Origin of the sequence: Psychroflexus sp. MES1-P1E (genome assembly GCF_002836055.1) — a bacterium.
In the GTDB taxonomy this organism is placed as follows: domain Bacteria; phylum Bacteroidota; class Bacteroidia; order Flavobacteriales; family Flavobacteriaceae; genus Psychroflexus.
The window spans coordinates 34166-57192 of sequence record NZ_PJBS01000161.1 but is presented as its reverse complement, the minus strand read 5'-3'; the positions used below and the strand labels follow the sequence as shown (position 1 = coordinate 57192).

The following is a 23027-nucleotide window of genomic DNA, read 5'->3' as shown; positions in this document are numbered from 1 at the left end:
GCATTTTCAATTTCACTAATGAAAGATGTGTGAGTAGCACTAGATTTAAAAGTTACTAGGTTATTATTAGGAATAGTATGGTCATAATTTGTGATTAAATCACCAGTCGTTAACTTTAGACTATTGAATATATCAATATTACCAGATAATAGGTTTAAGCTGTTGTCGTTATCAATAGTCAAGTTATATACTGAGATTGTATTATTTGTAGAAAAATTTTGAATTTCATCTCCTTTAAACGCCAAAGTTGAGTTTCCTGGGTTATAGGTGCCATTATTCTGAAAATCGCCATAAACAGCAATTTGTGATTCATTGGTTTGTGAGACACTAGCACCGGTAGCGATCGATAAATTTTTCATTTCTATATTCTCTGAAAAAAGGGGATCATTTGGTGTAATATTGATTACAACATCAATATTACTGTCAGGGAAGCCCTTAGTCCAATTACTTATATTTTCAGCAACTGTAGAAACTTCACCAATCCAAGTGGTAGGATTAAGCGCGCAATAATCTATACCTGGATGATACACTGCTCCATTATGAGTCCCAGCAATTGCAAGGGCTCCTGATGCAGTACCAACATCTCCTGTGATATCAGAACTAGCAGAATCTGAAAGCGCACCACCAGAAGACCACATTGCAAATGTGGAAAGACTTCTTAAATTAAAAAAAGGAGTACCCGTTGGGATAGCAAGAATAGAGCTTGCACCTACGCTTACTGCACCTAACTTTGTAAACATCCTTCCCACATGGTTGGTATTGGCACCTAATGACACTGCTCCAGCACCACCGCCTCCACCAACCATTGTACCTTTCATTGTGGTACCAGCGCCCGTAGACATGGCCGCGCTACTCACCCAGAATATGTTTTCTGGTTTTGCATTTCCTGTCAATACTACAGTTGCACCCGCTACTGAAGTGAATGCCCCAAGGCCTCTAATAATAAACAAGGATTTTGGGTCTCCACCTCCATCCATTGTAAGTATTCCAGAAATTGATTGTGCTCCACCTATGTCATAGACTCCGGGAGACAAAACTTCTCCATTGCCAAAAACTAGAGGGTGAGTTACTCCGCCTGGATATGCTATTAATTCGTTGTATAAAGTTATTAAATCCGCTGCAGCTTGGGTTGCACAGAATGTTTCACTGCTGGACAATTCAATATTATTTAAAACGGGATTTGTATCAGAAACAGGTAATACCTTCATTACGGGTGAACTTAAAGATCTCCTAATATAGTCATCTACTGGATTGTATCCTGTTGCATTTATGTTTCCCGTAGAAATATCTGTTGCAATTTCATAAGAACTTTCTGATGCTAAATCCAATAAAGCTTGTGCAGTAATATAATTGGTGTTTTGTATAGTTCCATCTAAAATTGTAGGTGGTCCATATCCAGCTATCGCTCCCATGTGTGATTCAACATTTCCGGTAATGTCCGAAATTTCAGTATTGGCGATTGCTTTGGCTCCTGTAAACAGTATAAAATCAGCCGTTGTGCCAAGATAGATATCTATTGGTAGCTGTTCATCTCGCGATATAGAACTAAAACTATATGCGATAATAGCGATTGAAAGAATAATTGTTTTCATGGCTTTTATATTTTATCATGTTTAAAACTAAAAACCTTTAGGATAAATTAATTTAATATTCGTTGAGTGTAATGAGATGTTAGTTAGAGGGTGAGATTTTGCAGATGAACAGCATATATGATAAATCAAGGCACTTTATTAACGATGAAAGACCGTTGCAAGGTGAAATCTAATACATAAATAAAGTTTTTAAATCACCTTAATATTCTGAATAAAAGGGAGTTAGTTATTATTTTTAAATATATGAAACTACAGAAACAGACTATATTAACAGACGCGATTTCTGATTTGCGATCAAGAAAGATAATAGAACGCTTTTCAGCCAAATAAATGAGTTAATCGATTGGGATGACATCTAAGAGCTAATAGATGCTGACTATTCTAGAGGTAAAAATGCTGTAGGTAAACCTTTTTATAGTGCTCTACTAGTGTTTAGAATGTGTCTTTTGAAAAGTTGGTATGGATTGAGTGATTATAAAGTAGAAAATAAGTTGAACGACAGTATCTCCATCAGCTATTTCTGTGGAATGAATATAGATGAAGTTGCGCCAGACCATAGTACTCTTAGTAGGTTTAGAACTGCACTGACTAAAACCAAAACTTTTGAGAAGCTGTTCAGCATCATTAATGCACAATTGGAAGACCACAATATTATTGTTAAAAAGGGAATCATAGTCGATGCTAGTGGTATTGATACACCACGTCGACTAAAAGGAAAGACCAATTACAAGGTAACTCAAGATCGGACTGAAGAAGAGGTAAGGGTAAAAAAGCAATATGCTTCAAGTGTTGATGCAGATGGAAGATGGCTAAAGAAAAGAGGAAAATATCATTTTGGCTTTTAAAAACACCATATAACTGATAACGAAGGTCTTGTCATAGGAGCCTTAACCACTACGGCATGTAAAAATAAGATAGCTAATTTAAAAGACGTTTTGGAAACAGTGACTATATATTTACCAAAAGGCATTCCATTAAAAGCAGATAAAGGGTATCAGTCGAAGAAAAATGGAGAACTACTAAAAGCTAAATTTTAAAAATAAAATTTTAAGAAAAAATATTACAAGAATAAACCTTCAACACGTTGGGAAAAGAAGTTCAAAACATTAATAGGCTAGACAAGATTCAAGGTAGAGTCTCCATTTGGAGGGGTAAAAAGATGGTTTAATTGAGGATTAGCAAGATATCGAGGCATAGAAAAAATGCATACCCAAAATCTTATGGAAGCCATGTGTTATAATTTGCATCAAAATCCAGAGAAAATTACATCTAATTGTAAAATTTTAAAGGAAAACAACTGCAAAGGCTAGAAATAGAACTTAAAAAGAAGATTTTAGACAAAACATCAAAAATGATTAGCGTTAAAAAGAGATTATTGCGAAATCATTGAACTATACAACGGTCTTTACTTGCTGACTAAAGACCAGAATATAGAGGCTCAACATGTTAAATTTCATACAGCTTTAATGGCAGTGAGTTATATAGGTAATACTGAAATGCAAGAGTCGTTTCTAGAGGATAATGCTAATATAAACCTGATGAGTGGAAATGGAGTTAAGCATTAATTTATGTAGATAGTTTTATACATCAAGAGTTAGTGGATGTAATACTAAATCATGCTGTTGACTTTTTTGTAGAAGGCAAAGAGAGTTAAACCAAAAAAGAACATGCTAAAAAGCTTGTATTAACACGAATACAGCAATTATTCCAATAACCGTTTATTTCAATATAGGATATAAAAAAAGCCGAATCGTAAGATTCGACTTAGTAATAATTCTTGATTCTAAAATTATTCAGAAGATTTAGTTGCCAAAGCAAAAATCACCAATCCAAATCCAATTTTATTTACAGCATCACCAATGTTATAAACAATGTCCATAAATGAAGCGTCTACACCAAAATCATATCCAAATAATCCACCTGGAGTTCCTAAAATGTAACCTAAAGGATAGATAGCCCATCCTACAAGTACGAACCAACATAAAATATTGTGAGCTTTTAAAACTTCTCCACCAGCGTTTACTGCTAACTTTTTAGCTTCACCAAACCATACAATGTATACAATAACAAAGTAAGCTAAGCCTGAAAGTGCACCCCACTGCCAAGAGTAATCTGGTTGGACAGCCTCACCAAAGTAACCAGTAACTAACATAACAACTGACCAAAAAATCAATTTCCACATTAGACTAGCTTTTGCTCCAGCGACTCTTAAAATAAGGAAGAATTCAACACACATAAGTGGTACTGTTAAAACCCAATCTACATATCTAAAGAAAGTAGGTGATTCTCCAAAGGCATCCCAATAATCTCTCATGTAGAAATAGTGAACTGCAGCAATAAAAGTAATCAAACCTGATACTAATACTGATGTTCTCCACTTTTTATCAAATTGACTTAATGATAAAAAGAAGAAGGCAGATGCAGCCAACATGGCCATACTACCTACAAAAAAAGTGAAACCAACGTAGTCGTCATTTGCGAGCTTTGATACGTCGGCCATAAAGTACATAAATGTTCTCATAGCGTTATAAAATTTAAGTTTGTTTAATCAAATGTAGTAATAAATTAAACACTAAATTTTAGTTTTAAGAAATTTTTTCAATTATTTTTGCACAATATGAAAGTTTACAATAGAAATTTTTACGATTACATAATACTTTTTAGTTTGCTTGCTATATTAGGCTCAGAACTTCTTATATCAGAAATTCAATATGTTATAGCTCTTTTGGGTATTTTTAGTTTAGGTATTTTACATGGGTCTAATGACTTATTTGTCATTGAAAATTTAAACTCGAATTCTCAGAAACCAAATTTTTACAAGTCGTTATTTACTTATTTGGGAGTTGTTTTGTCCTTTGTAGCTGTGTTTTATTTTATCCCCATTTTTGCACTCGCGGCATTTGTCATTATAAGTTCTTATCATTTTGGAGAACAGCATTTTCACCATAAGTTACAAAACACTCAATCTTTTTGGTCTTCCTTATTTTTTCTAATTTATGGATTACTGGTTTTATTTTTAATTTTAAGCTTAAATTCAAAAGAAGTTATCCTCATTGTTCAAGATATGACGGGTTTGCTTATTGCCAGTCAGTTTTTAAATATTGTTCTTTTTATTTCAGCATTAGGAAGCATAAGTCTGTTTGTAGTTTTATCCAAAACGAACCCTAGACTAAAGTCCTCACTTTTTCCAAATGTGATATATCTTATTTTATTTATGGCCCTATTCGCTGTTAGTAATGTAGTCTGGGGTTTTGCCAGTTATTTTGTGCTTTGGCATAGCATACCCTCTTTGAAGGATCAGGTTAATTCTCTATACGGAACGTTTAATTTTAAAAACTTCTTACGTTATTTTAAAAAAGCTTTTCCGTATTGGTTGGCTTCAATTATAGGTATGCTCATTGTTGTATGGTTGTTTAAGGATTCTAAAAACTTTTTATCCCTTCTTTTTGCTTTTATAGCTGCTATTACCTTTCCACATGTATTTATTATGAGAAAACTATTCGATAAAGATTAATCTGTATTCATTTTCATTCGAAAGCTCTGACTTACTTCATCAAAAACAATTAAATCTTTTGGAAATAGAGAATTGAATGTTCCTTTTTGAATTAATTCTGAAGGAGTTCCATAAGTGACTCTCCCTTGATCGATAAGAATAATCTTGTCGCATAGTTGCAGCGCTAAATTGATTTCATGAGAAGCAAAAAGAATGCTTTTCTGAGACCGTTTCACTATCGATTTTAGAAGTTGTAAGACATAAGCTTTGTGATACATATCTAGGTGAGTTGTAGGTTCATCCATCAAAATTAGAGGTGTATTTTGAGCCAAAGCTCTGGCGATTAAAACTTTTTGAAACTGTCCGTCACTCAGAGCATCACAGGTTTTATGTTGGTTCTGAAGTAATCCAACTTGATCTATAGCTTCATTTACAAGAGTTAAATCTTTTTGACTTAAGTGTCCCAACCAGTTGGTATACGGATGTCTTCCTAAGGCAACTAATTCAAATACAGAAAGTTGTTTGGATACGGTTTCATTGGTTAATACCAAGCTTTGCTTAGAAGCTAAATCTTTGTTTTGTAAATTAGAAATAGAGATATTATCAATTAAAACATCACCAGTAAGTGCAGGGATTATAGCAGATAAAGTTTTTAATAATGTGGATTTTCCAGAACCATTAATTCCAATTAAAGCTACAAGTTCACCAGGTTGAATGTCAAAATTTATTTGACTTGCGATTTCTATAGTCTCCCTCTTGTCTTTATAGCCTATGCTTAAAGAATTTGCCGTTAGTATTGATGGTGTAGATTTAACTTTAGAAGACATTTTAAAATTTGAGTTTACGCTTTCTTACCAAAAGCCAGATGACAACTGGCGCACCAAATATAGAGGTTACAGCATTAATAGGTAATGTGCTATCACTCCCTGGTAATTGGGCTATAATATCGCAAATAATCATTAAGAAAGCACCACCAAAAATAATATTGGGAAGTAAAATTTTATGGTCATTAGTAGTGACGAGCTGTCTTATTAAATGAGGAACTGCTAAGCCTACAAAGGCTATTGGACCTGCAAAAGCAGTAGCACTTCCTGCAAAAATAGAAGTGGATAAAATAATCAGAATTCGATTTCTATTTAATTTTACACCCATACTTTTAGCATAATTTTCTCCCAAGAGTAAAGCGTTTAGGTTTTTGAGACAAATAAGAGCAAATCCAAGTCCAATGCACCAGCAAAGACTTAATAGGCCTACTTCTCCCCAAGCCAAATTTCCTAAACTACCAAAAGACCAAAAAATATATAATTGAAGTTCTTCTGCATTGCTAAAATAGGCAAGAACACTAACTACAGCAGAAGTTAAACTTGCGACCATCAGCCCAATAATAAGAAGTGTCATCGTGTCTTTTACTTTCTGGGCCGTCGCTAGTACCGCAAGCATAACTAGAATACTACCTAAACTAGCGGCGAGAATAATGGACCATTTTGAAAACATAAACTCTCCAAAAATACCAGAAAACAATCCTGCACCCATCAACAGAATAGCAACCCCTAAACTTGCACCGCTGCTTAAGCCTAAGACATAAGGGCCTGCTAAAGGATTTCTAAATAAGGTTTGCATTAGCAATCCACTTATAGCGAGACCAGAGCCAATAAGCAAAGCTGTAAGTGTTTTAGGTAGTCTGTAATTGATTATGATATATTCCCAGGTTGAATTTTCGGTAGAAATGCCAAGTAAAATTTTTAAGACTTCATCTATGGGAATAGAGACAGAGCCCAAAGACAAACTCAACCCAATTCCAATAAGGAGTAAAACTACAAGACCTAGACTATTTGCTATGTTTCTATTCAATGGCTAGGGGCTTAAAAAAGGTAAAGTCTTTATCTTTGAGTAAATCGGGGTGGAATATTTTTACTAGATCTTTTAAAATTAAATCTGGCCGATTTGGACCTAGTTCATAAAAAAGAACTCCCCCAGTTTCCCCTGTAGTTCTGGCCATTGTAAAAATATTCTTTTCTTGAAAGGCATCAAATTCTTGATAATGGGTATTGTTTTCCGTCAATTGCTCATAAGTGGTATATTGTCCTGGCGATATCCAAAATTCAGCTTGTTTAGCATCCTGCAGGACTGTTTCGAAAGCAAAGGCAGCGCTGCCTTTTCCTTGAGTGTGACTATAAATATAATCTGCGTGAGCATCTTCAAAAAATTGAGCCTGCCAGCTAGTTCCATACGGAAGATACCAGCGGTCTTGATGCATAGCTCCCGATATAACACTTGGTTTTTTAGTGGAGGTCTTGGCTAAGACCTTTAGAGAGTGATAGGATTGCTCAACGTCTTCAAAAGCTTTTATAGATTGGTCTAACTCTCCAAGAAAAACACCAAAAAATTTAATCCATTCAGCCTTACCAAGGGCGCTTTTTTCAAGCCAGTCTCCGTTATAGACCACAGGTATTCCGGACTCTTGTAATTTGCTTAAGGCTTTATTTTGTCCTTTTAGTGCAAAACTAAAAATGACATCAGGATTTAGTTCTAAAACAATTTCGGTATTTATCGCTTCATTTTTACCCAGTTCTTTGATCTTTCCTTCATCTATAAATTCTCTAGCAGCTTTGGAAGAAATGTAATCGAGATTGGGGAAACCAACCAGTTTTTCTAATTTATTAAGGGTGATTAATGAGGGGATGTGCGTAGTAGAGGTTGTGACTAGCTTTTCGATAGGTAAATCAATAACCGCATCGTAGACCATTGAAATAGGTAATTCCATCTCTTTATTTTTTAAAATATAGATTAGCCCTTTTTCCGCTTCTTGCCATGGAGAATGGACTATGACTTTAGTAAAGTCTTTGTAATGATGTATCGAAAATCCTTCAGCATGAGTGATCTCAACTTCAGTAAAGCTTCCTAGATCTTCTTCTTTTTTTGTGTTATCGACACAAGAAAGTAAACCGATAAGAATGAATGCCAATAGAATTTTTTTCATCACTACAAATTTTGACAAAAGTATGATTAATTATTCCAAATTTTAAACTCCTCAATTCAAGCTTATTAAAATTAAATTCAGAAAAAGCTATCATTCTTTAAGAAATGTCTAATTTTGATATTCATTTTGGTTCTTAAAGGTGTATTTCAACTTTTAAGATTAAAAGGGAATTTCGTTAAAATCGAAAGCTGTTCCCGCAACTGTGTGCTTAGTACGTTTTGTGCGTACGCTTTACTTCAAAACTTTATAACCACTGTCTGTTAAGATGGGAAGGTTGAGTAAAGACGCAAGCCAGGAGACCTGCCTTAATGTATAATTTAAAAACGAAGACTTTCGGGATAAAAGTCGAGTGGTGTATGAAGCATTATATTTACTTATGCCTTTTGGTGTGTTTTTGGACAATACCAACTGTTGCTCAATTGGACTCTATCCAAAAGTTGGAAGAGGTGATCGTTGTGGATCGACAAATAAGTCGATTTTCGACAGGGCAACGTGTTCAAAACATTTCCAGCTCGATTCTTCAAAATACACCTGGTTTACTTACCGACGTTTTAGGACAAGAAACCACTATATTTTTTAAACAAAATGGTTATGGGATGGTGTCGTCTCCAACCTTTAGAGGAACGACTGCTCAACAGACCGCTGTGGTTTGGAATGGTTTTAATATCAATTCACAGTTCAATGGTCAAACCGATTTCAACACTTTATTGGTAGACGGTTTCGATGAGTTATCTGTAAGGCCAGGCGGAGGGAGCATCATCTATGGAACAGGGGCCATAGGAGGCAGTATTCATCTCAATAATCAGTTGAAATTTGATGATGAAACTTCAGCAGTATTAAGTGCTAGGGTGGGGAGTTTTTCAACTTTTCAAAATTTATTAAAAGCTTCTACATCCACAAATCGTTGGAGCTTATCTTTAGCTTTATCTAGGTTCTCTTCTGAAAATGATTACGATTGGCCTACTGCTAATCGGAAAAATCTGAATGGAGATTCCGAACATTATAACGCCAATTTGAGCCTTTCCAGTAAGCTGGGTGATGGGCATAGGCTAACTTATCATGGAATGTATTTTAATGGGGATAGAAATTTCTCCTTGTTGTTTCCATCAGATCCGCGATCAAATTATCTCAATGAAGACCATCGGCATATGTTGGAATGGGAGAAAGAATTTTCAGACTTAACCTCTGTGTTGAAGATGGCCTATTTTGGGGAAGACTTTCAATATATTGCCAATACAAGTAACCCAAATCCCACCGGTGCTGGAGCTCAAACTGCCATAGCTAGATATAGTTTGTTTTATACCTATAATGATTTTGATTTTAATGTCTTAAGTGAATATAATTATAGCACAGCAGATGGTGATAACATCAAAGCTGATAGTCGAACTATCGCGAGTTTTGCTTTGCTCGCTAAACACCAGTGGAAGCAACTGACTTCTGAAGTGAGTTTTCGTCAGGAATATTCTAATGTGTATGACAGTCCCTTTTTATTTAGCACAGGTTTTAATTATGTGTTTTCAAACTATGTAGAGGCTAAAGCTAAGGTGTCAAAGAACTTTAGAATCCCCACATTTAATGATTTATACTGGGAGGGAAGTGGTCAAACCGATTTGCAGCCTGAAACTTCTAATCAGTTGGAGAGCTCTTTGATCTTTTCTAATGCTAAAAAAAATCATAGGTTCTTATTGACAGGATATTATAACGATATCAATAACTTAATCCGTTGGATCCCCAATTTAAATAATATCTGGGAGCCAGAAAACGTAGATGAAGTAGAAACCTATGGCCTTGAAGCACAACTAGAGTCAACATTTAAATTTGGAGAACATTTATTTCAGTTGAACTCTTTATACGGGTATACTATTTCTGAAAACAAACAAACAGGATTTCAACTTACTTATGTTCCAAAACATAAGTTGACAAATGGATTTACATACACTTGGAATCGATTTTCAGTTGAAATACAAAATCAATACATCGGAGAAATTTTTACAAGATCTAACAATAGCGAAGGTGACATTCTTGAAGATTACTTGCTTTGGAGCTCAGGACTATCTTATAAATTCCCTAAGATCCATAATCTTAAGTTATCCTTTCAAGTCAGTAATATAACTGACGCTGCTTACCAAACTGTAGAAAACAGACCCATGCCGGGGAGGCACTTTTTTATTCAAACTTTAATTAATTTTTAAACACAAATCAATGAACACTTATTTTAAATTTTTAGTAATTGCCATTTCAGCTTTCGCTATTATCTCTTGTAGTAGCGATGATGACAACCCACAGCCAGTTATACCCGAGGGAGACTATTTTGATGGTGTTTTAATTCTTAACGAAGGTGGAAGTGCTGGAGGTTCTGTTTCTTTTCTGGGTACTGATCAACAAGAGGTTATGAATGATATTTTCGCAGATGCCAATGATGGGCAAGGACCAGGTCTTTTTCTTCAATCCATATTTTTTGATGATGAAAAGGCTTTTATTATATCCAATGGATCTAAGATAATCTCAGTTGTTAATAGATATACTTTTGAATTGCTAGGAACAGTTGATTCTGGCTTAAGTGTACCGAGGTATGGAACGGTTTTAAATGGAAAAGCGTATGTAACTAACCTTGCTGAATTTAATACAGATCAAGACGATTATGTGGCTGTTATTAATCTTGAAACTTTGGAAATTGAAGAGACTGTTATCGTTGGTGGTGTAACAGAACATATAGTAAGCATTTTTGGAGATATTTATATTCAAAACGCATCTTTTGGTAATGGTAATACCATTTCAAAATTGAATCCAATATCCAATACGATTACTAAAACTCTTCAAGTAGGAGAGGGTCTTAATTCAATGCAAGTTTATGACCAAGAGCTCTACGTTTTAGATTCTGAAGGAGTAAAGCGAATTGACCTAGGAACTTTTACTGTCGAAACTGAAATAAATAAGCCTGAAGTATTAACTTCTGTAAGTAATCTGAGAATTGAAAATGATCAATTGTATTATACATCTGGTACAGCTGCTTTTACCACTTCAATTTCATCAACAGAATTATCTTCTGAAGCTATTTTCGATTATGGGAGTGACTCTGCTTTTGGCGCATTTTACGGATTTGAAGTGAACGAAGGCCAGATTTATGTTGGGGATGCAGGAGGTTTTACATCTAACGGATTGTTATTCATTTACTCTTCAGAAGGGCAATTTGTAAAAGAGTTTAATGTTGGTCTTGCACCAAACAGTTTTTACTTTCAGTAATCAAACTTTTAACTATTTTAGAAAGCTTCTGTCTCGACAGAAGCTTTTGTCGTTTATAAGTGAATCGAAATGATATTCAAAGTTTTTAAAAATTGTACTTTCGATTCATGAATAGGAACAATATAAGTGCTTAAACGTATAAAATCTGTAGTTCAACAATCTACTCTATTGAAGGTGAGTTCTTTCAATGGATTATCCGTTGTTATTAAAATGATTACAGGCCTTGGTATTTCAAAGCTAACGGCTATTTATCTTGGTCCACAAGGCATTGCGATATTAGGAAACTTGAGAAATGTTTTAGAAATTTTTCATAAGTTTTCAAGTGGAGGATTAGCCAATGCAGTCGTTAAATACTCCGCAGAACACAAATCTGATCCCAAAGCATTCTCCTCCTTTTTATCCACCTTAATCTGGTCCGGATTGGTGATGTGTATGCTTACCATAACTGTGGTTCTTGTTTTCTCAGAATTTATCAACACGCTAATCTTTGGTTCTAGAAATTTCGTGTCGGTTATTCGTTTGTTGGCCTTTGTCTTACCTCTTCACGTTATTAATCTGTATTTGATTTCTATTTTACAAGGCTTCAATGCGTTTAGTAAAGTCATAAAAATCAATATGGCCTCTCATTTTTTGAATATCATAGCTTTTGCACTGCTGGTGTATTGGCTAAATCTTGAAGGTGCTTTGTTAACCATTGTTATTGTACCTTCCGCGATGTTGATTTTTACTTTGTACTATGTACAATCTTGGTTTGGAGCAATCACCTCGTTTCAATGGAGCAAATTTTCAACACCAGTTCTTAAAAATTTAGGTCAGTATGCCTTTATGACCTTAATTTCAAGCTTGAGTTTTCCTTTGGTTTTTCTAGGGATTCGAAACTTACTTATCGACTCGCTTGGTGAAAGCAGTGCTGGGTTTTGGGAATCTACAGTAAGAATATCTAGCTACTACCTTTTGTTTATTTTGTCCTTATTGAATTTATTTATTTTACCTAAAATGGCTGAAGCTCAAAAATCATCGGAATTCCGAGCTATTGTTTTCAATTTCTATAAACAGATTCTACCTTTTTTTATAGTAGGATTAATCTTGGTATATGTCTTAAGAGATTGGATAGTGACCCTAATTTTTTCAAAAGATTTTTTACCAGCGGCCGACTTATTTTTTTGGCAAATAGTAGGAGATTTCTTTAGAGTATTAGCAATGGTGATGGTTTATCAATTTCATGCTAAGAAAATGCTTTGGCATTATATTATCACAGATTTATTTTTAGCGTTAAGTCTGTATTTAAGTGCCATATACCTTGTTCCAAAAATTGGTCTTGAAGGTGTTGTCTTTGGACATGCTTTAACCTATATACTTTACTTTTTCATTATATTATTTATTTTTAGAAAGAGTTTAATTTTTTATAAACGATGATCGTAAAACCTACTTTGGAAATAATGATATCTACCATGAATAGGAGTGACCTTTCTTTTTTAGGAGGGATGTTTCCTGACATGGATCTGAGTTTATATTCCATTTTAATTATTAATCAGACCAAATTAAATCAAGATTTAGTATCTACTACTGAAGGTATACGAGTAATTAATTCAAGAGAGTTTGGATTGAGTAAAAGTAGAAATCTGGCAATTGAAAATGCTATTGGAGATATCCTAGCCATTGCAGACGACGATATAGAGTACCTACCTGACTTTAATAAAACGATCTTGCGAGCCTATAAAAAATATGATCAAGCAAGTTTAATTTCATTTCAATTTTTGGATGAGAACGATCAACTTCAAAAAAAATACTCAAAATCTGAAGGGTATACGACATCTACAAAACGACCACTATCTTCAGTGGAAATGACATTTAGGGTAAAAGATGTTAGAGAAAAAGGAATAAAAATGAATGAAAATTTCGGACTTGGAACTTCATTTCCTTCAGCTGAAGAGCAAATTTTCAAAGACTCACTATTAAGACATAGTTTAAGAGTTGCTTTTTATGCTAAACCCATACTAAAACATAGCCGAAAAACCTCAGCTTCCAATCAAGGAACACCTGGATTTATAAGGGCAATTACAGCTCAGAAATATTTAGTTTATAAAAACTGGACATATCTCTGGCTTCTAAAGTACGTTTTATTTTTATACAGGTATGAGTATATTTCTTTTTTTGAACAACCTAAAGCCTATAAGATCGGTATTAAAGCCATAAATGATATCAAAATTCTAGAGAATGAAGCTTAATTATAAATCGTTTTTAACGTGGGTATCTCCAATTTTGGTAAGCCTTATATTTGAGTTTCTATCTTCAGAATTCAGAGGATATAATTTGAAGAATTGTATTGAGAATTTCTTATCACTATCCCTTATACTCGGGTTTATATCTTTAATTCCAAAAAAAAATATCAAAAGCGCATTATCAAAAATCTTATATGTGATCTTTGTTTTTTCTATGGGTATAGAAAGCGCCTATTTTTATATTTTTGATACCTTTTTTTCAGCCTCAGCTATTTTTATCATTTTAGAAACTAATTATGCTGAAGCTTCAGAGTTTTTCTTTAGCTATGTTAGCCTCGAAATAATTCTTCTTCTGTTTATTGATCTAATCTTTATTATAACTTTTAGTATTAAAAGTTATGTTCCAGTCTTAGTCAAACCACCCTCATTTAAAGCAAAATATAAATACCTATTTCTTACTTCAACTTTTTTCTTGCTCACATATTCAGGTTTATATTTTGCAAACCTTCCCTATCAATTTATTAAAGGGGGGGCTGAGTATTTTAATGAGATAAAAAAATATGAAAAATTCAATATTAAAAGCTCTTTTGGAAATTTCAAAAATGTAGAATTTAAAGGAAATTCTGATTCTCATACGTTTGTATTAATCATCGGAGAATCTACAACTCGTCATCATCTAGGTATTTATGATTTCTATAGGTCTACGACTCCTAAACTCAGTCAGATTAAAGAGGACCTATTAATTTATAAAGACGTTATAAGTTCAGAATCTCATACTATAGAATCCTTACAAGCAGCTTTATCTTTAGATAATTTTAAAAAAGAAACTGAATCTACTCTTATTCAACTTATGAATCAGGCTGGTTTTAAAACCTTTTGGTTATCGAACCAAATACCGATAGGTATTTATGATACTTTATTAAGTAAGGTAGCAAAAGCATCAGACTCCTATGTGTTTACAAATACAACTGATTATGGTTCTAAAACACCTTATGACGAAGTTCTGTTACCACACCTTGATATCGCTCTTAACGATGACTCCCCAAATAAATTCATCGTGCTTCATCTCTTGGCAACTCATGGAAGATATAAGTTAAGATATCCTGATAAATTTGATATTTTTAAAGATATACCTAAAACTCGGTTCCCAAAAAAGGCCAATTTTGAAATAATAAATACCTATCACAATTCAATTTCTTATGTAGATTATCTTGTGGATCAAGTTATTAATAAGGTGAGTTCCCAAAATCAAAATAGTTTTGTTGTTTACTTTTCAGATCATGGAGAAGAGGTGTTTACAGATCGTGATTTTTTTGGGCATAATGATTTGGAAGAACCTACCCGCTCTATGTTCGAAATTCCCTTTGTGGTATGGCTATCCCCTCAGTACAAGTCAAATTACACGATTGACTTTAAGCCTGAAACCCCATTTTCTATTGAACACTTATTGCATTCTATTTCTGATTTGTCGAAAATAGATTTTAATGAAAAGGATTCCAAAAAAAGCATATTTTCCAAAGATTTTGAACCTGTAAAGCGAATTATAGGACAGCGCTTGGATTATGATGACTATTTTAAATCTAAAATTGATAGTCAGCACTGATTAACGGAAAGGAGTTATATAAAGTCCTTTATCTATTAAATAGTTTTGAAATCTCTTGGTTGATATTAGAATTTTTGAAGGTAATCTAAGTAAGATTTTTTGCTTACAGTTTAGATTTTCAGGATTTATTTCATGTATTATATCTTTCCATAAAGGAATTGAAGCTAATTTACATCTTATAACTAAAGCATATCTGTTGATATCTAAATAAGCTTTTAAAGATGAGTTCTTATTTTCTTCCCTTTTATATTTTGAAATAAAGTAAAGTCTATCTGGAAAATAGTTAGTCTTAGCCAAGTTGTTTTCACTGTTTATGATGTAACGAGACGAGGTTTTTGGGTTAAAAGCTATGGTTGCTGTTAAACCAAATTTTACCATTAAGTCGATATCTTGTCCAGATTTTATTTTAATATCAAATTCGCCCACCTTTTTAAACATTGAATGTGTAAAGCAAAGTGCACATGTTAATGTTATGGGATCTATTAAACTCCCTTTAAAATAATCTTTGATGTATTGAGCTTTAAGAGGATATTCAATAGAGAAAGTAGGATGTTTAACATAATCCTTCTCAAGCAATATTTCATAATTGTTACAAACAACATCAGCTTTTGGAAATTTTTCAATGGTGTTTTGCAATTCCTCTAAATGATTTGGATACCAATAATCATCTGCATCGATTAAGGCAATCCACTCGTGTTTAGCTAAAGAAATAGCTTTGTTTCTAGCCGCTGAAGCTCCTTTATTTTCTTGATGCACCAGACGTATGCGTGAGTCTTGAAATTTTTCAACTACACTTTCGCTACCATCGGTGCTTCCATCGTTTACAAGGATAACTTCAAAGTCTTTATGAGTCTGTTTTAAAACGCTTTCTAGGCAGTTTTGAATAAAGTTGGCCTTGTTATATAAGGGGATAGCGACTGAAAACTGTATCATTGTTTTTGATATGATTTTGAAAAATGGTAAAGTTTATAGAGTTTAAAATAAATTAAACTCGGTTTCTTAGAGACTAAATTAGACTTAAGTGCTCTTTCAATAGCGTTTAGAAATTTATAAATAACACTATTAAGTCTGTATCTTCTAAGTTTAAAATATAAGGTCGAAAGGCTGGTGGCTTCTTGGCTTAAAGTTCCTTTTTGAATTAAACCGACCAAATTGTCTAAGGCCGTTTCTGTTTTTTGAAGGAACACCATAGAGGTTTCAAGACCTTTATGGATGACTGGATTATCAATTTGCATCACCTCAATTTTGTATTCTTTTAAAAACTCAGAGAAAACCAAATCTTCATACCCGTAAGTATTTAATTCAGTATTAAAAATGGGCTGTTCAAATTCAGATTTTTTAATGAGTAGGTTAGAGACTAAGATGTTGTAAGGATATCGAGATTGTCTTAAGTCAGCCGACTTTGCTTCTTCTCTGTGTCCATAGACCCACCTTAAGAGTTCAGAAGTTTTTGGAGGATTCTTTTCGTAAGCAAGTCCACCATAAGTGACGACACAGTTAGACTTGGAGGATTCCAAGTATAGCTTGATAAAATCAGTTTTTAATGGAATTACATCTGCATCTATTAGCAATACACTATTGAATTTAGATTTACGTATCAATTTATTTAAATTATTGGACCGCCCTAGATTTTTTCTATTTTTCCAATAGTTTACCATTGGAAATTGGCCAAATTTTTGGTGGTCTAAATTTTTGCCATTAGGGTCATCATCAGAAATAAGAATTTCAAATTCAATATCCAAAAATTGACATTCTGTATATAAAACAGACACAATATCAATCAATGGATCATCAAAAGATCTGATAAGTATAGAAAGCATTTTATTTTTTTGGAACTGGGAAACCTCGGTCTCGCATCAAGGCATCAATTTCTGCATCTCTTCCTCTAAATCGTCGATACGCTTCGGCTGGATCTATAGCATTTCGTGGCGCAAATAGAAAGTCCACTAGGTTTTGTGACAGCGTTTCATCATAAAAACCACCTTCAGCCTCTGCAAAAGCTTCTGCAGCATCCGAGGTAAGTACATCCGCCCATAAATATCCATAATACCCTGTAGCATAGCCTTCACCAGAAAACACGTGGCCAAAGTGTGGTGAGCGATGACGCATCACAAGCTCATCTGGCATGTTTAATTGGTCTAAGGTTTCCTTTTCAAAGGTTTTTGGATTTATAGTTTCAGGATCCGTTGTGTGATATTTCATATCCATGATGGCTGATGCTAAAAACTCAGTGGTTGCAAAACCTTGGTTGAATTTAGAAGCCTTTTTAATCTTGGCTATAAGTTCTGCAGGCATAGGCTCGCCAGTTTTATAATGTTTTAGAAAGTTATTGATAACTTCATCGGTATAAATCCAACGTTCCAAAAGTTGGGATTGAAATTCTGTATAATCTCTTACGCCTCCATTTAAGGTTGGGTATTTTACATCTGCACTCAAAAAGTGTAGAGCATGTCCAAATTCATGAAAAAAAGTTTCTGCATCATCCCAAGATACTAGAATTGGTTCACCTTCTGCTGCTTGCACAAAGTTGGAGTTATTGGACGCTAACACATTAGTCTCTCCATCAAAATTTGTGTATGATCTATAGGTGTTAGCCCAAGCCCCAGATCGTTTGCCTTTTCGGGCATAAGGGTCTAGGTAGAACACACCAACATGCTCTCCGTTGGATTTTTCGGTAACTTCATAAACCTTAACATCCTCATGAAATATGGGAACGCTACCGTCTGTAATTTCAGAAAATTTAAAATCAAAAAGTCTTCCAGCTACATAAAAAATAGCATCTGTTAGATTTTCTAAGACTAAATATTCCTTTACCTCCTCCGAGTCTAAATCATATTTTTCTTGCCTTACTTTCTCAGCATAATACCTGTAATCCCATGCTTCAATTTCAAAATCTGCTCCTTCTTGCTTGGCGACCTTTTGCATATCTTCTACTTCTTCTTCAACTCTACCGATGGCCGATGGCCAAACTGCCATTAATAAATCCATCGCATTTTCAGGATTTTTAGCCATCCTGTCTTGAAGCCTCCACTCTGCAAAGTTACCGTAGCCCAACAATTTGACCCGTTCGTCTCTTAATTTCAGAATTTCTTTGATAAGAGCATTGTTATCGTATTCATCATTATTATCTCCTCTAGAATAATAATTTTCCCAAACTTGTTTTCTGAGTTTTCTTTCATCCGAGTAAGTGAGAAAAGGATCCATAGAGGATCTTGAGTTTACAATGGCATATTGATCTGGTTTCTCCTGTTCTTCAGCTGTTTTTTTAGCAGAATTAATGAAGGAGTCCGATAAACCACTTAGCTGATTTTCATTGAGAAAGGTGACATAGTTCTCTTCATCATGAAGTATGTTGTTTGAAAAATCGGTATAAAGTTTGGATAATTCTTTATTGATTCCTGCATAACGTGTTTTTCCTTCGTCATCTAAATTGGCGCCATTCATCTCAAAAGATTTATACACTAAATCTACAACTCGTTGAGCTTGGGGCTCTAAAGGATCTTTTTGACTAGACTCATAAACAGACTTAATCCTATTGAAAAGTTTTTCATTTTGACGAATTTCAGATTGATAATCCGATAATTTTGGAGATAATTTCTGTTGGATATCTCTAAATTCTTCAGAAGATAAATTACTGCTCCAGATCCCGTAATAGGTGTAGACTCTATCTACATTTTTACCAGAACGTTCCATAGCTTCAATGGTGTTTTTGAACGTAGCGGTCTCCTTAACATTAGCGATCTCATCAATTTCCTTAAGGTGTTCTTCTATAGCAGCATCCAGAGCAGGCTCAAGATCTTTTAGGTTCATAGCATCGAAATTCGGTACACCCTCGTACGGACCCTCCCATTTCTTTAGTAAAGTATTATCTGCTATCATATTGTCTTTTGATTTATCTTCAGTGTTGCAAGCAAAACATGTAATAAGTAAGGCGATTGCAGTGAGTTTAATAGGTTTCATAGTTAACTATTTTTAATGCTGTTGTTGTTTCTTTTGAACTACTTCAAAAAGACGTTGTCCATCACATTTTAATGTTTTTGAAGGGTATTTTAGCAACAAAGCATAATCGTGAGTAGCCATCAAAATCGTATTTCCATTTTTATTTATGTCTTGTAAGACTTGCATAACTTCCACAGAGGTTTGTGGGTCTAAGTTTCCAGTAGGCTCATCTGCTAAGATGAGTTCTGGATCATTTAGTAAAGCTCTAGCTATAGCTACACGCTGCTGTTCACCACCAGAAAGTTGGTAAGGAAATTTAAAGCTTTTGGTTTTCATCTCTACTTTATCCAAAACGTCCTCAATTTTCTGATTCATTTTAGTCTTGTCTTTCCAACCAGTAGCTTTTAAGACAAAGATTAAATTTTCCTTGACATTTCTATCGTTTAATAGCTTAAAGTCCTGAAAAACAACTCCTAGTTTTCTCCTTAGATAAGGAATTTCCTTTTCTTTCAAGCTTTGTAAATCAATATCGACAATTTGTCCAGATCCACTTTTTAGAGGTAAATCGCCATAGAGTGTTTTCATAAAGCTACTCTTACCAGTTCCTGTTTTACCTATAAGATAAACGAATTCTCCTTTTTTAATTTCTATGTTAACATCAGAAAGTATGAGGTTTTCTCGTTGAAATATACTGGCATTATTGAGTTCTAGAATGGTATCTGACATTGGCTTTTAGAGAAAAAATTATTAATGATAAAGATAGGATTAATTTGTGAAGCGTGAAAAATCTACTGTTTTTTACTTATAATTAAAATGAGCTTGGAACGTTATATGACTATATAATTTTATATTTGACTGTTATCAAAATCACACAACTTATGTCTAAGTTCTTAACCATTTGTTTTCTTTTCTTAACCTTTTTAGTCCAGGCTCAGCAATCTCAATATTTTGAAGATGCCCTTGGAAAGTATCAAGACGCCCTTCATTTATACGATCAAAATCAACTTGCTGCTGCAGTAAAGGCTTTTAAGCAGATAAATAGGTCCTTGGACAGTGATCAGTTAAAGTCTAATATTGAATTTTATCTAGCGAATTGCGCCATTAAACTAGGCGAACCTACTGCAGATGAGCAGATGGAAGACTTTATAAAGGCAAACCCTGCAAGTTTAAAAACCAACAAGGCTTATCTTGAAGTTGGAAATTACTATTTCCAAAAGAGAGATTTTTTAAAAGCCAATAAATGGTTTGCGCAAGTGAATACTCGTTCCTTGTCGAAGGATGAACTTAATACTTATGAGTTTAATTTTGGGTATACAAGCTTTAAAAGTAAGAACTATGACCAAGCAGAGCAACTTTTTAATAGAGTTAGAAATGATAAAAAATATGGAGCTCAGGCCAAATACTATATAGGTTTTATAGCTTATGAAGAAAACGAATACGAGTCTGCTTCAGAATTATTTGATGAGGCTAGGAGTGAAGGTATTCAGGGAAATAACATATCTTATTTCCAAAGTGATATGAATTTCAAACTTGGTAATTTTCAAAAGGCGATTGATCTAGGTATGGAAAAGCTACCAAAATCGAATGCCCGCGAACGCTCTCAACTTGATAAAATTATAGGAGAAAGTTATTTCAATTTAAAGGATTATACTAGTGCTATTCAATACTTAAAGGACTATAAAGGGGATAGAGGTAAGTGGAATAACACAGATTATTACCAACTGGGTTACGCCTATTATCAAACGGGACAGTATGAATTGGCTATTGATGAATTCTCTAAAATCTTAGATGGTCAAGATTTTGTAGCCCAAAATGCATATTATCATCTTGCTAAGGCCTACTTGAAAACCGATAAGAAAATTCAAGCGCTCAATGCTTTTAAAAATGTGACAGAAATGAACTTTGATGACAAGCTAAAGGAAGATGCTTATTTAAATTATGCAAAGCTGAGTTATGAAATTGGAAATACATACCAATCTGTTCCTGAAGTGCTGCAGGCGTTTATTGAAAACTACCCAACGTCTCAAGAATCTGAACTAATTAAAGATTTATTGATCGATTCATATTTAACATCAAAAAATTACGAGAAAGCAATTTCGATGCTAGGTGGAAGTCGGGAGTATAAAAATAAATTGGCTTTACAAAAAGTAACCTATTATTATGGAGTTGAATTATTTAGAGATAACCAACTTAAAGCCGCTAAAGACTATTTCAATAGGTCTTTAGCGGAACGCTTAGATCCAGAGTTTACTGCGAAAGCCACGTATTGGAAAGCAGAAGTGGACTATGCATTGGGGAACTATGATATGGCCTTGATTGGTTACAAAGAGTTTAAAGGGATGCCCATGGCAAAGCAGTTGTCTGAGTTTTACTCTACAGATTACAATATTGCGTATGCTTACTTTAAAACAAAAAACTATAGATCCACTATTTCTTTCTTTGAAAGCTTCACTGCTATTGAAAGGCCATCACAACGACTTCATGATGCCTATGTAAGATTAGGAGATGCACAATTTGCATTAGGACAATATTGGCCAGCAATGGAGGCTTATAATAGCGCTATTGCAATGAAGAATTACAATAGTGATTATGCTTTTTATCAAAAGGCTTATAGCTATGGATTTGTGGATAGGAATGCACAAAAAATTGAAAATTTAAATCTATTTGTCCAGGGTTACCCGAAATCTATTTACAAGGATGATGCTCTATTTGAGCTAGGTAATACCTACGTAGCAGAAAATGAAGACCAAGCAGCAATTACAACTTATCAAAACATTTTAACCAATTATAAACAAAGCATATATTACCCTAAAGCTATGTCAAAACTGGCATTAATCTATTTCAACAAAGGAGAAAATCAAGAGGCTTTAGTGAGGTTAAAACAGTTGATTAAGGAATATCCAAACTCTCAGGAGGCCCTTCAGGCTGTTCAAACTGCTAGGCTAATTTATATAGATCTTGGCCAAACAGACGAATATGCCACTTGGGTAAGAGGCTTAGACTTTGTTGAAGTTGCAGATTCTGATATTGAAGAAGCCACTTACGAAGCTGCAGAAAATAAGTTTCTAGACAATGAAACTAATAAAGCAATTGAAGGATTTAAAAAATACTTAGAAGAATTTCCTAATGGAAAAAACAGTTTAAAGTCCAATTTCTATCTCGCTCAATCTTTGTTTAACAGCGATCAGCGCCAAGCATCTGTTCCATACTACGAAGAAGTCATCAATAGCCGATCTAGTGAGTTTACAGAAGAATCCTTGAGGCGATTAGCTCAAATCTATTTATCTGAAAAGAACTATGATCAAGCGATTACCAGTTTAAATAGGTTAGAGACAGAAGCCAATTTTTCTCAAAATGTAGTGTTTGCGCAGTCCAATCTAATGAAAGCCTACTATGAAATTGAGAATTTTGATAGAACTATCATTTATGCTGAATTGATCTTATCTAAAGACAATATAGACGAAGAGGTCCTTAGTGATGCAAAAATATTCATCGCTAGAGCTTCTTTGGAAGTTGGTGATGAAAAAAGAGCAGAAACTGCTTATAGAGAAGTGTCAACGACGGCCACACGAAAACTAAAAGCTGAGGCTTTATATTATGATGCTTACTTTAAGAACAAGTCACGGAATTATGAAGCCTCTACACTTGTTATTCAGGATCTCACAAAAAATTATTCTAGATATAAAGAATTTGGAGTTAAAGGACTTTTATTGATGGCCAAAAATTTTAATGCTTTAGGGGATGATTATCAGGCCACTTACATTTTAGAAAATATTATTAAAAACTTTCAGTCATACCCTAAAATCATTTCTGAATCTGAAGAATTACTAAAACAAATCAAGAGTAAAGCCGCAGAAACCAATTCGTCTATTGAGGTCGATAAAAATTAATTGGTTCTTTCAAAAATCAGTATAAAAAAAGCCCTCATTTAGAGGGCTTTTTTAGTAAAATTCAA

18 protein-coding genes and 1 riboswitch are annotated in these 23027 nt (G+C 34.0%); of the genes, 9 read left to right on the top strand and 9 right to left on the bottom strand.

Annotated features, from left to right (window positions below):
- Window positions 1-1592 (bottom strand): ice-binding family protein (locus tag CXF67_RS07215; RefSeq protein WP_145990395.1); only part of this gene is annotated, 1592 nt, incomplete at its 3' end.
- A gap of 446 nt (window positions 1593-2038) precedes the next feature.
- Between CXF67_RS07215 and CXF67_RS17805 the strand changes: the two genes are divergently transcribed.
- Both CXF67_RS17805 and CXF67_RS18135 read left to right on the top strand, forming a co-directional pair.
- Entirely contained in the window at window positions 2039-2437 is a 399-nt protein-coding gene (locus CXF67_RS17805; protein WP_257984620.1) for a transposase, read from the top strand.
- Between the two features lie 564 nt (window positions 2438-3001).
- On the top strand, window positions 3002-3157 hold the full coding sequence (locus CXF67_RS18135; protein WP_180957919.1) for a hypothetical protein: 156 nt from the start codon (window positions 3002-3004) through the stop codon (window positions 3155-3157).
- A 224-nt stretch (window positions 3158-3381) separates the two neighbouring features.
- Here CXF67_RS18135 and CXF67_RS07205 read toward each other — a convergent pair whose 3' ends face one another.
- Window positions 3382-4113 carry a bacteriorhodopsin-like gene (locus CXF67_RS07205; protein ID WP_180957918.1) on the bottom strand — a complete coding sequence of 244 codons (732 nt, stop codon included), beginning with the start codon at window positions 4111-4113 and terminating at the stop codon, window positions 3382-3384.
- Window positions 4114-4209: 96 nt separating this feature from the next.
- On the opposite strand from CXF67_RS07205, the gene CXF67_RS07200 reads away from it, so the two are divergent.
- Window positions 4210-5106, top strand: coding sequence for a Brp/Blh family beta-carotene 15,15'-dioxygenase (locus CXF67_RS07200; protein ID WP_102088139.1), 897 nt, complete (start codon window positions 4210-4212; stop codon window positions 5104-5106).
- Here the strand turns inward: CXF67_RS07200 and CXF67_RS07195 are convergent.
- Genes CXF67_RS07195 through CXF67_RS07185 form a run of 3 tightly spaced genes read right to left on the bottom strand, consistent with a single transcriptional unit; the run spans window position 5103 to window position 8065 of the window.
- A complete protein-coding gene (locus CXF67_RS07195) occupies window positions 5103-5912 on the bottom strand; it encodes an ABC transporter ATP-binding protein (protein ID WP_102088138.1) in 810 nt (269 codons plus the stop codon). The genes CXF67_RS07200 and CXF67_RS07195 overlap by 4 nt on opposite strands.
- Window position 5913: 1 nt before the next feature.
- The gene (locus CXF67_RS07190) at window positions 5914-6936 is read right to left on the bottom strand and encodes an iron ABC transporter permease (protein ID WP_102088137.1); all 1023 of its coding nucleotides are present in this window, start codon (window positions 6934-6936) and stop codon (window positions 5914-5916) included.
- Window positions 6929-8065 carry an ABC transporter substrate-binding protein gene (locus CXF67_RS07185; RefSeq protein ID WP_102088136.1) on the bottom strand — a complete coding sequence of 379 codons (1137 nt, stop codon included), beginning with the start codon at window positions 8063-8065 and terminating at the stop codon, window positions 6929-6931. The genes CXF67_RS07190 and CXF67_RS07185 overlap by 8 nt, the downstream gene beginning before the upstream one ends.
- Before the next feature lie 110 nt (window positions 8066-8175).
- Window positions 8176-8387: riboswitch (cobalamin riboswitch) on the top strand.
- Window positions 8388-8421: 34 nt separating this feature from the next.
- On the opposite strand from CXF67_RS07185, the gene CXF67_RS07180 reads away from it, so the two are divergent.
- The 5 genes from CXF67_RS07180 to CXF67_RS07160 all read left to right on the top strand — a co-directional run bounded on the left by CXF67_RS07180 (window position 8422) and on the right by CXF67_RS07160 (window position 15133).
- Window positions 8422-10257, top strand: coding sequence for a TonB-dependent receptor (locus tag CXF67_RS07180; protein WP_102088135.1), 1836 nt, complete (start codon window positions 8422-8424; stop codon window positions 10255-10257).
- Between the two features lie 10 nt (window positions 10258-10267).
- Entirely contained in the window at window positions 10268-11308 is a 1041-nt protein-coding gene (locus CXF67_RS07175) for a YncE family protein (RefSeq protein ID WP_102088134.1), read from the top strand.
- 126 nt (window positions 11309-11434) lie between these two features.
- Window positions 11435-12724, top strand: a complete 1290-nt coding sequence (locus tag CXF67_RS07170; protein ID WP_102088133.1) for an O-antigen translocase — start codon at window positions 11435-11437, stop codon at window positions 12722-12724.
- Complete coding sequence (locus tag CXF67_RS07165; RefSeq protein ID WP_102088132.1) at window positions 12721-13536, top strand: glycosyltransferase family 2 protein; 816 nt, start codon at window positions 12721-12723, stop codon at window positions 13534-13536. Before CXF67_RS07170 ends, CXF67_RS07165 begins: the two co-directional genes overlap by 4 nt.
- A complete protein-coding gene (locus CXF67_RS07160) occupies window positions 13526-15133 on the top strand; it encodes a sulfatase-like hydrolase/transferase (protein ID WP_102088131.1) in 1608 nt (535 codons plus the stop codon). The genes CXF67_RS07165 and CXF67_RS07160 overlap by 11 nt, the downstream gene beginning before the upstream one ends.
- On the opposite strand, the gene CXF67_RS07155 is transcribed toward CXF67_RS07160, so the two are convergent.
- Genes CXF67_RS07155 through CXF67_RS07140 form a run of 4 tightly spaced genes read right to left on the bottom strand, consistent with a single transcriptional unit; the run spans window position 15134 to window position 19798 of the window.
- The gene (locus CXF67_RS07155; protein WP_102088130.1) at window positions 15134-16066 is read right to left on the bottom strand and encodes a glycosyltransferase family 2 protein; all 933 of its coding nucleotides are present in this window, start codon (window positions 16064-16066) and stop codon (window positions 15134-15136) included.
- Window positions 16063-16953, bottom strand: a complete 891-nt coding sequence (locus tag CXF67_RS07150) for a glycosyltransferase family A protein (RefSeq protein ID WP_102088129.1) — start codon at window positions 16951-16953, stop codon at window positions 16063-16065. The genes CXF67_RS07155 and CXF67_RS07150 overlap by 4 nt, the downstream gene beginning before the upstream one ends.
- 1 nt (window position 16954) lies before the next feature.
- A complete protein-coding gene (locus CXF67_RS07145; protein WP_102088128.1) occupies window positions 16955-19093 on the bottom strand; it encodes a M3 family metallopeptidase in 2139 nt (712 codons plus the stop codon).
- Window positions 19094-19105: 12 nt separating this feature from the next.
- Window positions 19106-19798, bottom strand: coding sequence for a cell division ATP-binding protein FtsE (locus CXF67_RS07140; RefSeq protein ID WP_102088127.1), 693 nt, complete (start codon window positions 19796-19798; stop codon window positions 19106-19108).
- Window positions 19799-19950: 152 nt separating this feature from the next.
- On the opposite strand from CXF67_RS07140, the gene CXF67_RS07135 reads away from it, so the two are divergent.
- Window positions 19951-22962 (top strand): tetratricopeptide repeat protein, encoded by a 3012-nt coding sequence (locus CXF67_RS07135; protein WP_102088126.1) that lies wholly within the window; start codon window positions 19951-19953, stop codon window positions 22960-22962.
- Window positions 22963-23027 lie beyond the last annotated feature (65 nt).

Coding starts and splice junctions, on each gene's coding strand:
- CXF67_RS07205 (WP_180957918.1), bottom strand. CDS start 4,113: ATGAGAACATTTATGTACTTTATGGCCGACGTATCAAAGCTCGCAAAT.
- CXF67_RS07200 (WP_102088139.1), top strand. CDS start 4,210: ATGAAAGTTTACAATAGAAATTTTTACGATTACATAATACTTTTTAGT.
- CXF67_RS07195 (WP_102088138.1), bottom strand. CDS start 5,912: ATGTCTTCTAAAGTTAAATCTACACCATCAATACTAACGGCAAATTCT.
- CXF67_RS07185 (WP_102088136.1), bottom strand. CDS start 8,065: ATGAAAAAAATTCTATTGGCATTCATTCTTATCGGTTTACTTTCTTGT.
- CXF67_RS07180 (WP_102088135.1), top strand. CDS start 8,422: ATGAAGCATTATATTTACTTATGCCTTTTGGTGTGTTTTTGGACAATA.
- CXF67_RS07175 (WP_102088134.1), top strand. CDS start 10,268: ATGAACACTTATTTTAAATTTTTAGTAATTGCCATTTCAGCTTTCGCT.
- CXF67_RS07165 (WP_102088132.1), top strand. CDS start 12,721: ATGATCGTAAAACCTACTTTGGAAATAATGATATCTACCATGAATAGG.
- CXF67_RS07160 (WP_102088131.1), top strand. CDS start 13,526: ATGAAGCTTAATTATAAATCGTTTTTAACGTGGGTATCTCCAATTTTG.
- CXF67_RS07155 (WP_102088130.1), bottom strand. CDS start 16,066: ATGATACAGTTTTCAGTCGCTATCCCCTTATATAACAAGGCCAACTTT.
- CXF67_RS07150 (WP_102088129.1), bottom strand. CDS start 16,953: ATGCTTTCTATACTTATCAGATCTTTTGATGATCCATTGATTGATATT.
- CXF67_RS07145 (WP_102088128.1), bottom strand. CDS start 19,093: ATGAAACCTATTAAACTCACTGCAATCGCCTTACTTATTACATGTTTT.
- CXF67_RS07140 (WP_102088127.1), bottom strand. CDS start 19,798: ATGTCAGATACCATTCTAGAACTCAATAATGCCAGTATATTTCAACGA.
- CXF67_RS07135 (WP_102088126.1), top strand. CDS start 19,951: ATGTCTAAGTTCTTAACCATTTGTTTTCTTTTCTTAACCTTTTTAGTC.